The 11,661-nt window shown below is 43.1% G+C and carries 13 protein-coding genes; all 13 read right to left on the bottom strand.

Annotation, left to right across the window (positions count from 1 at the left end):
* Window positions 1-205: 205 nt before the first annotated feature.
* Complete coding sequence (gene yunB / locus ACSNJE_RS15765; RefSeq protein ID WP_052219146.1) at window positions 206-862, bottom strand: sporulation protein YunB; 657 nt, start codon at window positions 860-862, stop codon at window positions 206-208.
* 296 nt (window positions 863-1,158) lie between these two features.
* Window positions 1,159-1,941: a photosystem II electron transport protein, Sll1252 family gene (locus ACSNJE_RS15760; protein WP_495253055.1), complete on the bottom strand. Its 783-nt coding sequence runs from the start codon at window positions 1,939-1,941 to the stop codon at window positions 1,159-1,161.
* A 2-nt stretch (window positions 1,942-1,943) separates the two neighbouring features.
* Window positions 1,944-2,207, bottom strand: coding sequence for a YggT family protein (locus tag ACSNJE_RS15755; RefSeq protein WP_013120967.1), 264 nt, complete (start codon window positions 2,205-2,207; stop codon window positions 1,944-1,946).
* Window positions 2,208-2,225: 18 nt separating this feature from the next.
* Window positions 2,226-3,050: a pyrroline-5-carboxylate reductase gene (gene proC / locus ACSNJE_RS15750; protein ID WP_052219144.1), complete on the bottom strand. Its 825-nt coding sequence runs from the start codon at window positions 3,048-3,050 to the stop codon at window positions 2,226-2,228.
* 15 nt (window positions 3,051-3,065) lie between these two features.
* The gene (locus tag ACSNJE_RS15745) at window positions 3,066-3,500 is read right to left on the bottom strand and encodes a cell division protein SepF (RefSeq protein WP_013120969.1); all 435 of its coding nucleotides are present in this window, start codon (window positions 3,498-3,500) and stop codon (window positions 3,066-3,068) included.
* A 16-nt stretch (window positions 3,501-3,516) separates the two neighbouring features.
* Complete coding sequence (locus tag ACSNJE_RS15740) at window positions 3,517-4,209, bottom strand: YggS family pyridoxal phosphate-dependent enzyme (protein ID WP_495253054.1); 693 nt, start codon at window positions 4,207-4,209, stop codon at window positions 3,517-3,519.
* A 10-nt stretch (window positions 4,210-4,219) separates the two neighbouring features.
* Window positions 4,220-5,203 carry a biotin/lipoyl attachment domain-containing protein gene (locus ACSNJE_RS15735; RefSeq protein WP_052219141.1) on the bottom strand — a complete coding sequence of 328 codons (984 nt, stop codon included), beginning with the start codon at window positions 5,201-5,203 and terminating at the stop codon, window positions 4,220-4,222.
* 162 nt (window positions 5,204-5,365) lie between these two features.
* Window positions 5,366-6,028, bottom strand: a complete 663-nt coding sequence (gene phoU / locus ACSNJE_RS15730) for a phosphate signaling complex protein PhoU (RefSeq protein ID WP_013120972.1) — start codon at window positions 6,026-6,028, stop codon at window positions 5,366-5,368.
* A gap of 91 nt (window positions 6,029-6,119) precedes the next feature.
* Complete coding sequence (gene pstB, locus ACSNJE_RS15725) at window positions 6,120-6,887, bottom strand: phosphate ABC transporter ATP-binding protein PstB (RefSeq protein ID WP_013120973.1); 768 nt, start codon at window positions 6,885-6,887, stop codon at window positions 6,120-6,122.
* Window positions 6,888-7,037: 150 nt separating this feature from the next.
* Window positions 7,038-8,801, bottom strand: a complete 1,764-nt coding sequence (gene pnpS / locus ACSNJE_RS15720; protein ID WP_013120974.1) for a two-component system histidine kinase PnpS — start codon at window positions 8,799-8,801, stop codon at window positions 7,038-7,040.
* Complete coding sequence (locus tag ACSNJE_RS15715; RefSeq protein WP_013120975.1) at window positions 8,801-9,511, bottom strand: response regulator; 711 nt, start codon at window positions 9,509-9,511, stop codon at window positions 8,801-8,803. The genes pnpS and ACSNJE_RS15715 overlap by 1 nt, the downstream gene beginning before the upstream one ends.
* A gap of 19 nt (window positions 9,512-9,530) precedes the next feature.
* Window positions 9,531-10,349 carry a peptidoglycan editing factor PgeF gene (pgeF, locus tag ACSNJE_RS15710; protein WP_474774637.1) on the bottom strand — a complete coding sequence of 273 codons (819 nt, stop codon included), beginning with the start codon at window positions 10,347-10,349 and terminating at the stop codon, window positions 9,531-9,533.
* Window positions 10,350-10,458: 109 nt separating this feature from the next.
* A partial coding sequence (locus tag ACSNJE_RS15705) for a cell wall hydrolase (RefSeq protein ID WP_495253053.1) occupies window positions 10,459-11,661 on the bottom strand: 1,203 nt, incomplete at its 5' end.

Raw genomic sequence — 11,661 nt, 5'->3', positions numbered from 1 at the left:
TTTGTATTTGCTGTGATTTCTGATTTGTTGGCCGCGGCTATTGCCGCGACCGACATTGTCTAATATAGCATACGGATAATATAATTGTCAAGCAATTTAAATCAATTTTTTTATCTTTTTTTATGTAAAGTTATAAATCCCATGTTGGAAGCTTATCGCACCGGTATTAAGATATATTATTTTTCGCAAAAAGTGAAATATGCTTCTATTTACCGATAAGTTCTAAACCTTTTCCCAGGTTCAAATTTAAATAGGTCCCCGGCACTTCGCCTACAATGATGGTCTCTGCTATTGGCACCTGGGAGCTAACTTCCACACTGTCGCTTACCAACGGAATAACTATTTTAACTTGACTGAATATGTTTAAATACAATCGATGCCTGGTTTGGTTAATACCTGCTTGTTCAAATTTGTCTTCGACTATGACCTTTACGGTACCTATTGGCACTATAGTTACTTTGATTTTGGGGCCGTAACTAGCCAATAACTGGCTGCCCAAGGTTTGACCTAAGGGAATTTTAAAAACCTTTCCTTCTAATTTTTTTAAAGCCTTTTGTACTTCCAAAGTTGTATCGGCAGCCAAACTATTAATCTTAACTGTATTCGGCTGCATCAGTACAACCCGGCCACGACTGTCAGTTCGAACAAATATTAAGTCTTTATATTCCACCACTTTAGCCACTTTTTCGTTAACCGCATCCTGGATTGACTCGACGGCTATTTGTTCTGCCTGGGCCCTAGAAATTGCCAGGATTGTCGGACGTAGATTTTTTTCCACAATGGCAAAGGTTGTCAGTAACGATACTATAATGCAACCCAGGACAACCACCAGTGGATTAAATAACCGTGGTTGTCTCAACATGGCTTTCACCTCCACAGATTAGTCCCCTCAGACTAGTATATGAGAATTAACCTGGAATGGTGAAACTATTACATCAAACAAGAAGGAATTTCGCATAAAAAAATAAATATATTTATTGACCGGAAATAAACTGGGCAAGGATGATAATCGTGAATAAACTTTGCGAAAAATGCAACAACAGTTGCAAACAGCCAAATAGCACCATTGTCTTGGAGTGCAAAAAATATACATTGAAGCCTATGCAGTTGGAATTTAAATTTAAAGATACAGATAAAAAAAAGAACCCTCGATAGGGCTTATAAATATCGTTTAATTACAATGCCAATTCTGCCCTTTCTGGTATTCCCCTTAACTTTTTCTATACTTATTCTTCCCAGCCCCCGGGTAGATACAACATCGCCTTCGTTAATTCTATAATCAGCATCAGTAATAGTCTCAAAATTGACTTTGACTTTTTCGCTATTTATATATTTGGCTATCTTACTGCGGGAAATCCCAAACCCTGCTCCGGCCACTGCATCAAGTCTTAAGGAAGAAACGGTGGTGTCAATAATTTTAGTATTGTCGGCCGGAGAAATCAGTTCTTCCCGCGAAATTTCCGTTACTTTGACAGGTACCTGATGTATTTTAAACAAATTCTGGGCAAGGTAATCCTTTATTTCCGGCACAACTAGCAGTTGACACCCCTCATCAACGACTATTATGTCACCTAATTTTTCACGTCTGATGCCCGTGTTTAAGACAGCGCCCAAAAAATCACGGTGAGTAGCCTTGCGAAAACGAAAATTCCCTGCGACTTGTAAGCAGCAAATGCATTCCGGGATTTCCCCCCAGCTTAAGTCCTCAGGGAAAATTATCATTCTCTTTCTCTCGGCACTATCATAACCACCGTCAAACTTCCATGTAAGTCCGTAAATACCTGATACCAGTTTTTTCGCCATTACCTGTTGGCCCGGGTCCAAGAAATCAGTAAAAACCGGTTGATAAATTTTCAACGCAGACTGGGCTTTATCTATAATTTTGGCGCCTAATTCCCGTTGTTCAGCAGGAAGTAACTTAATAATGCTGCGGTCGACCATAGCTACATCAATAGATTTAAAATCAACCGTTCTAAAGCTCCTAGAACAAGGAACAACAATAACGGGGAAAAATCTAACCCAGCCGTTGACGGGAGAATCTTTCTAAAAGGCGCCAAAAGCGGCTCGGTAGTTTCATAGATAAAGCGAACTATCGGATGATAATGGTCAATCCGCATGAACATCGGCAAGAAAGATAAAATAATACGAGCAATTACCAACCATTCTATAGCTGCAAATATTCCTTTAATAATCACATATAAGTCCAAAACACAAATCCCCCTAACTTATTTGGTCACAGCTCCCAATTCTTTAGACTTCTGGGTCGCGGCAATTACAGCATCTATAATAGTTGCCCTGAGTTTTCCCTGTTCTAAAGTATGCAGCCCTGCAATAGTCGTACCACCGGGGGTGGTGACTTTATCCTTCAATACAGCCGGATGTTCACCTGTTTCCAGAACCATTTTGGCAGCGCCTAACATGGTCTGAGCAGACAGCTCCAATGCAATCTTCCTCGGCAGGCCGGCTTTAACTCCAGCATCGGCCATAGCTTCAATGATTAAATACATATAAGCCGGACCGCTCCCACTCAAACCCGTGACAGCATCCATAGCCTGCTCGGAGACGGTATAGGCTCGCCCAACGGAATTAAATAATTCCAATGCCAAAGCAAGGTGCTCTTCACCTGCAAATTCACCGGCTGCCAAAGCGCTTGCTCCCTCGCCTACTAATGACGGCGTATTGGGCATAACCCTTATGACAGGAACTCGGCTTTTGAAAAAACTGGATATGTAGCCTGTCGATAATCCGGCGGCAATAGAAACCATCAGTTGATCGGTTTGTACTGAACCGGCTATTTCAGTTAATACATCCTGCAAAATAAAAGGTTTTACTGCTAAAACAACTATATCGCTTCTCTTGACCAAATCCGTATTGTTTTGAGCAACATTAACCGAGAATCTCGTTTTTACATAATCTCTACGGGTAAAGTCAACATCGCTGATAAACACTTTTTCCGGCTTTGTTAAATCAGAACTGAGCAAACCGGCCAGTATTGCTTCGGCCATTGCCCCCGCCCCAATAAAACCGATGGTTTTATCTGCCAATGACATCAATTTGCCTCCCTATTACCGAATCCAAGTAAACAATCCCTTTTCTTTGTCCTGTTCTTTATTAATTTCCCCTGCTATATCCATATTACTCGGGACAAAAAGAAATATTCCGTTTCCAACTTTCTGCATATTTCCTGATAAAGCATAGGTGGTCCCGCTGATAAAGTCAACAACCCGCTTGGCCAGTTCCTTATCAGCATCTTCCAGGTTGATGATGACCGGGCGGCGGTTTTTCAGATGATCAGCTATATACTGGCAATCCTCGAAAACCTTAGGCACACAAACTACTACTTTAGTTTGCTTTTGAGTATGCAGGCTAAAAATTGGCCCGTTCTTTTTCTTCTTGAAGGAACTTTCTTCCTCCTGTACTATTTCCTCATCTTCGATAATCTCCACTTCTTCCTCTTCAAAGCCCATAAATCCGAGTACTTTATCAACCAGCTTGGCCATTAAAAAAGTCCTCCTCTCATTTTTTTCTTTCCCCAAAAATCCTGGTTCCTATCCGAACTAAATTTGCGCCTTCTTCTATGGCAATTCTATAATCATTGGACATCCCCATGGACAGGTATTTCATTTCTGCACTGGGAATCTCCATTGTTTTTAAAGCGTCAAACTTCTTTTTCAGTTCCCGGAATACCGGACGCACTGCCTCGGGGTCGCCAACAAAAGGAGCTATGGTCATTAATCCTTTTACCGCCAAGCCCGGTAGGTCCTTAACAGCATTAATAAAATCATCTACTTCTGATAAATCAAGGCCAAATTTAGTGGGCTCCCGCGCCACATTAACCTGGATTAAGACATCCAGACATTTTCCCCTGGCAACTGCCCGCTTGTTGATCTCCTCTGCCAAAGGATAAGAATCAAGAGAATGGATGAGTACGACCTTATCCACAATGTATTTTACCTTGTTCTTTTGTAGGTGCCCGATTAAATGCCACTTGGCCTCAGGAAGTTCGTTAAATTTTTCTGTAAGTTCCTGCACTCTGTTTTCTCCGAAATCAGTAACCCCCATTTCCCATGCGGCCTTAATTGTTTCCATTGGTACTGTTTTTGACACCGCAATTAATTTTATGTCTTCAGGTTTACGACCGGACTTGTATGCTGCTTCGTTTATGTTACTGCGAATCTGTTCAAGATTGGTCCTTAACCAATGCAACATGGCTATCCTCCTAATTAACGGGCTGCCCTTCCTCGATATATTTGGGGTTTATCACATATGTGGTTTCCGGTTCCAGACCGGAAACAGCAACCTGGTCCTTTACCTTGCCCTCGATTTTAACAGGCTGCCACCGGGTTAAATTTTTGTATACCGTATATATACCCGGCTTGTTATCTTTATAAACTAAAGCCTGTTCAGGTACTATGTATCCTTCAAACCTGTCACTGATAAGCCGAAATGTATGAACTCTGTTCTGTATAAATTCTTTGGCAAAATCATTTAACTCCAGTACTATCCGTAATTTATCCCCGGTAGGTTTGGCTTCAACCACCGTCAGGTATACCGGTTTTGACCCGGCAAGTCCTAAATCCACTAACACCCTGCCACCGGGCTTTATCTTTTTTAAAAATACCGGTTGGTTAGGAAGTTCTCCTAAAACAAGCATAGGTTCCAGATTATTAACCACCTTAGCCACTGTTTGACCGGCTTCGACAACCTGGTTATCGTCATACTTTAAACTCTGTAAAGTGTGCCCGGCAAAAATGCCGAATAAATCCATAATATTTACATTATGCGGTACCAACAACTTCTCTAGGCCATCCAAACGATAACTTACCAAACCTGCTCTGGGTGAAGATATGTTAATAGCCGTAACACCGTCTCTGCCGCGAACATCAGGTATGTTAACTTTAAATACAACAGCGCCAACCCGGACCCGCTCACCCTCAGATGCCACAATCGCAAGTTTTCCATGGTTGGGAACGCTTAAAACTGTTTCATCCCTTACCAAAATACCGTTAAAATCAACCGTTGACTGTATATAATCATAGTTAGCCACTTGGGTTTCAACCAATTTGGCTTTTAAAGTATCGGAAACATAATTAAATATAACCCAGACTAAATAAAACCCAATTGCTGCAAATAAGACCCCTCTTAAAATTAGGCGGCGTTTTTTCGGGTGTCTACGTTTTGAATTGCGTCCAGGCTTATTCATTATCAACTTCCTTCCTTAAAACGCCTATAACAAGATTATTATTCTACACATACAGTACTATATCCTGCTAAAGCAGCCAAAATTAAGGTAATTCCTCTTTAAAAGCAAAAAGCGCCTTCAGGCGCTCTAGGCAGTGATAAAAAATGCTTATAAAATTCATTATTAATCATTTAAGTCAAGGCGCTCACCGGTAACCAGATACACAACCCGTTCCGCCAAATTGGTCGCATGGTCAGCAATACGCTCTATATAACGACCCACAAATAAAAGGTAGGTAGCCTGGGTAATGGTTCTGGGGTCTTCCATCATATACGTCAGTAACTCCCTGAATATCTGTGAATAAATATGGTCAACCTCGTCATCACGGCTGCAAAGTTTTCTGGCCAATTCAACGTCCATTTTTACGTAAGCATCAAGGCCTTCCTTGACCATCTCCTGGGTAATGGCTGCCATTCTCGGAATATCAACCAGCGGTTTAATTAGCCGCTCATTAGCCAACCGCCGGGTGACCCTGGCTATATCTACAGCATGGTCTCCCATGCGCTCCAGATCGGTGATAATCTTATAACCAGTGCCTATCTTCCGTAAATCCACTGCCATAGGCTGCTGGGTGGCTATAAGCTTCAGACATTTATCTTCAATTTCCAGTTCCAGTTGGTCAACTAAACGGTCCCCTTCAATAACCTGGTTAGCCAGGTCCACATTTTGCGTAGCTAATGAATGAACCGAATTGTAGATTGCCTGCTCAACCAGGCTCCCCATGCGCAATATTTCCTGCTGAAGTTCTTCAAGAGAACGTTCGAAAGCATTACGTGTTGAACCCACCTTAGCCCACTCCCTGTAAAAATTATTTGAAAACTATTTTAATTGTGCTTTTGTGATATTTCAAGAGAAAAAATATTAATTTAACAGAATTTTATCCAAAACGTCCGGTAATATAATCTTCCGTACGCTTATCCGATGGTTTGGTGAAAATCGTTTCCGTCTCGCCGAATTCAACCATGTCGCCTGTCAAGAAAAATGCCGTAAAATCGGATACCCGGGCAGCCTGCTGCATATTGTGGGTAACAATGACAATTGTATAATTCTCTTTTAGCTCACCCATCAATTCTTCGATTTTTAAAGTGGAAATGGGGTCCAGCGCAGATGAGGGTTCATCCATCAACAAAATTTCAGGTTCGACCGCCAAAAGCCTGGCTATACACAAACGCTGCTGCTGGCCGCCGGATAAACCTAAAGCAGGTTTTTTCAGACGGTCATGGACTTCTTCCCAAAGGGCGGCGGCCCGCAGACTTTTTTCAACTATCTCATCCAACTTCCGCTTCTCCTTAATACCATGAATTCTCGGACCATAAGCTATGTTATCATATATACTCATTGGGAATGGGTTAGGGCGCTGAAAAACCATACCAACCTTTTTTCTGAGATTGACTACGTCAACTTCCGGGCTGAAAATGTCCTGTCCATCCACAGTTACTTTACCGGTGATTCTACAACTATCAATAAGGTCATTCATTCTGTTAAGAGTGCGCAGAAAAGTGGATTTTCCACAGCCAGAGGGGCCAATTAAAGCTGTCACTTTGTTGGCCTGAATATCCATATTAATGTTTTTTAAAGCATGAAATTCCCCGTAATATAAGTTTAAATCGCGAACTTTAATTTTGGGCTGGACATTTTCAGTCATGTTTTAACCTCCTATGAAATGCGCGGAATAAACAATCAGCCAACTTCACTATATCAGAGTATTATTATACGTATGTTATCGAAATGTTAAATTTGCGTTAAGAAAAAAGTCCGGATTTGCCTCCGGACTTTTTTCCTTGTTCATTGATTTTTATATTGCCGGGAGGTAAAAGGTAAATTTTGAACCCATACCCACCTGGCTTTCTACTTTGATCGTCCCTCCATGGGCTTCAAGGGCATGTTTTACAATAGCTAACCCCAAACCGGTACCGCCTAGTTCCCTGGATCTGGCCTTATCGACTCTGTAGAAACGTTCAAAAAGCCTGGACATACTTTCCGGCGGTATACCGATACCCGTATCTTTAACAGACACTTTTAAACCGCCACCACTTGGCGTCGCACTAAGAACAACCCTTCCATTTTCGGGAGTGTATTTAATGGCATTATCAACCAGATTTATCAGCACCTGTTTGATCAAATCTTCATTAGCCATGATTACAGGCAGGTCAGGGTGAATGTCTGTCTCTACGGTAATATTCTTTTCCTCAGCCATTGGTACAAGAATTGGCAGTACTTTTTCCACGATTTCATTAAAATTGACAGGGCTCCTACTTATCTCTTTGTTCTTGGCCTCGATACTGGACAGGCTCAGGATATCGTTAATCAGCCTACTTAAGCGATTGGTTTCTACATTAATGATTTCCAGAAAACGCCTGGCTACTTCCCGGTCCTCCATGGCTCCGTCCAACAACGTTTCTACAAACCCTTTGATAGAAGTTAAAGGTGTTCTTAATTCATGGGATACGTTGGCAACAAATTCACTACGCATTTTTTCCAGTTCGCGGATTTCCGTAATATCCCTGAATACTGCAACAACCCCAACTATTTTCTCTTTTCTCATTAAAGGTACCACATTAACTCTGAACGCACGCCTCAAAGGAACTATTTCTATCTCCTGGTTTATGGTTCTGCCTTTTTTAAGGGCTTTAAGCAAAATTTTCTCCAGCTCGTAATTGCGAATTCCCTCGATGACCGTCAGTCCAATTACTTGGTCGGCCACCACATTGAAAATCTTCTCAAAAGCCGGATTTACCAGCAAAATACGGGTATCTTTATCAACGGCTATAACCCCTTCAACCATACTGGTAAGAATGGCTTGGATTTTGTTTTTTTCTTCTGTTATTTCCTTGATGGTGTCTTTCAGGCGCCTGGCCATATAATTTAAACCCCGGCCTAACGCACCGACTTCATCGTCCGAAACAACCCGGACGTAGTTGTCTAATTTTCCTTCGGCCATCTCCTTAGCGACTTCCGTCATTTCCTTTAAAGGGGCCGTTATTTCTCTGGCTAAGGAAGACGATATGGTTACCGTCAGAACAAATACAATAAAAATGGCCGTTCCGATAATCCACCGGATATGCCAAACGCCGGCCTGTACCTCCCTCCAGGGAATAGCCAGTCTGACTGCCCCGGCTACCCGGCCGTGCCTCTTAACGGGAACAGCAACATATAATTCTTTTTCACCAAGGGTAGCGCTAAATCTTACACTTTTTCCGACAGTCTCATTCAGCGCCTGTATAAATTCGGGCCTATTGGCGTGGTTGGCCATCTTCCGGTAATCTTCATGGGAATCGCCAATGACTGTACCGTTTTTGTCAATCAATGTTACTCTGGCTGCGGCTATATTTTTAGCTTCGTCAATAAATTTTTGTATTTCGTTTCTACTTTGCGAATTTTCCAGCCGCAGCGTTATATCATTGCTCAACAGCCAGGCTGATGAAATCAGGCGTTCTTCAATTTGGGCATAAGAATAGTTGACCATGCTGTTGATCAGGTAAATCCCCAGCAAAGTCAGGAAAAGTGCGGTTATCGCAAAATAAGTAAGGGAAAATCTCCACCGTAAACTTTTGAACATTACGCCATCTCCCTAAATTTATAACCTACACCCCGGACAGTTTCAACAAACTTTTCCCCCTGCTCCGGTTCAATCTTCTTCCGGATATGTCTGATATGCACATCAACGGTTCTGGTATCACCGGCAAAATCATAACCCCAAATTTTTTCCAGTAAATATTCACGGGTAAATACTTTACCCGGATTGGAGGCCAGCAGCTTTAACAATTCAAATTCTTTCGGTGTAAAATCAACCTTTTGACCATTTAGATACACACTGAATTTTTCTATATCTATCTTAAGACCGCCAATGGCTAAAATATTCTCTTTTTCTTGGTTATCACTTTGCTGGGCTTTAAAGTTTCTTCTGAGCCGCGCCTTAATTCTTGCTACCAGTTCCCTTGGACTAAAGGGTTTAGTCATATAATCATCTGCGCCCAGTTCCAACCCTAAAACCTTGTCAATTTCTTCTCCCTTTGCTGTAAGCATTATTATAGGTATCAACTGTGTTTCCTTATCACGCTGCAAAGTACGGCATACTTCCAATCCGTCCACGCCTGGCAGCATGATGTCAAGCACAATCAGGTCGGGTTTTTCCCGAAATGTTTGTTCCAAAGCTATCTTTCCATCACCAGCCGTTATAACTGTATACCCTTCCTTTTCCAGGTTAAACCTGATTAATTCTACGATATATTGTTCATCGTCTACGACCAGAATCTTGGGCTTGGACACATTACATCCCCCCTGGTACTTATCGCAAGGCTATAAAAGCCCCCATGCGCCCTGTTCTCCCATTCTCCTTTCGATGGGAAAAAAATAATTCCGTGTTACAACTAGTACATATTCTGGATTCTATTATATTTTCCTCCCTAATGCCCATCTCTAACAACTGGATATAGTTGGTCTTCCAAAGGTCCAGGCGCCATTTTCCCTCCCCGTTACTTTTGAAAACCTTATCTACCCAGGTAAAGCGGCCTTTAAAGGTTTGGTACAATTTCTCGTCCACCTCGTAACAGCAGGCTCCTATCGACGGCCCTATAGCTACCAAGCAATCTTCCGGTACAGTCCGGAAAACTTTTTGCATCTCGGCAATTGTTTTCTGTCCAATCGCTAAAAAAGTTCCTTTCCAACCGGCATGGGCTAATGCTACCACTTTCTTCACAGGGTCAAAAAAGAACAGCGGTACACAATCGGCATAAAAAGAGCTTAAAACTACGCCGTGCTGGTTTGCGACCAGTGCGTCAGTCCCCGCCAGAGCACTGGCATATGTAAACGCTCCTTTACCCCGGTCTTCCCTTGTAACTACCTTTACACAGTCGCCATGTATCTGTTCTCCGGAAACAGTATGCCCTAATGACCAACCTAAAGTATCACATAGCCGTCTTCTGTTTTCAACAGCATCCTGGATGTCATCGCCCACATGATAACCAAGGTTTAAGCTGTCATAAGGAGCCTTGCTGATTCCTCCCAACCTGGAGCTGAAAACAGCCGTACACCCTGCCTCTTCGAAAACCGGAATTTTTAAAAAAAGCAGCCCTTCCGGCGTTTGTACCTGTTCAAAGCCAGGCATAACACTCCCACCTTTTCCGCCTAGTTATATTCCAATTATAGTGTTTATAAACCCCTTTTAGCAACCAAAATTATTTAAGGCCTCTGCCGTTGGGCAGAGGCCTTAAGGTTTACTTAGCAAACACATGGTTACCGATCATTTTGGTTATAGGTCTAGTCCAAACCCACTTGCTTGTAGCTATATCGGGATTCCAGTAATATAAGGCTCCTTCGGAAGGGTCACGTCCTTTCAGCGCCTCTTCCACAGCTCTGTAAGCAGTGCTATCGGGGATCAGATTAATCTGACCGTCGATAACGGCAGTAAATGCCCAGGGTTGGAAAATAATATCCCTGATTGTCTTGGGGAAACCTGGTGCTGCCAACCTGTTGAGAATAACAGCAGCCACAGCTACCTGCCCTTCAAAAGGCTCTCCCCTGGCTTCAGCATAAACTGCCTTGGCCAGTAACCCGATATCGCTCTCATTATCCAAATCCAATAGAGCCAAGGCTTGGTTTGGGGAATTTAACAAGTTTTTTGCTCCCTCGGTAACCATCTCAGTAAATAAAGGTATGATTAACATCTGGTCGGGATATATCCAGTGGTCGGTCAAGCCATTACGGGCCATGATTTCCCGGTAATCAATACCTAGGCTTTGACCTATCCAGTATAAAGTATCCCTGTTTTTAATGTTGTACTTAATTGTACCGTCATCTGCGATAGGCACATCCGGTATTCCCAGTTTCTGGTCCGGATATATGATGGTACTGATCAACTTGTTAAATTCCATGATTTTTTGCCACTGCACCCCTAAGGTCTTACCTATTAACCAGAGGGATTCCCCCAATCGAACCTTATACCAGAGAGACGGCTGCTCTTCCGCCGACATACCGCTGGGCAAAACGTTTTTGGCCATCGGTTCCGAAACTGCGAAAGACCCGGCTTGTACTCGATAATTTTCTCGGGGAGCCACTACAGAAATAAGACGTTTCCACCATGGCTCCTTTTTAGACTGGTTGTTTTTTGCCGGCGCTCGAGGTTTATCGCCTGAAACAGTTTTAAACTTATCAGCCTGTACCCGTTCAGACATGTCCACCACAGCAGTATTCAAATTGCCCACAGGCTCATGTTCATTCCTGTGTGTTGGAACCGGCCTCACTTCATCACCAGGCATCTGCCGAGGTTTGTCCGAAACAGGTTTGCTGTCATTCGCCGGGGCCGGCTTCGCTTCTACGGCGGGCGCCGGCTGCACCTCTTCGGCCGGGGCCGGCTTCGCTTCTACGGCGGGCGCCGGCTGCACCTCTTCGGCCGGGGCCGGCTTCGCTTCTACGGCGGG

The sequence above is a fragment of the Thermincola sp. GK-1 genome, assembly GCF_059412445.1.
Note: the sequence above shows the minus strand (reverse complement) of the source record. Positions and strands in the feature narration are given on the sequence as shown.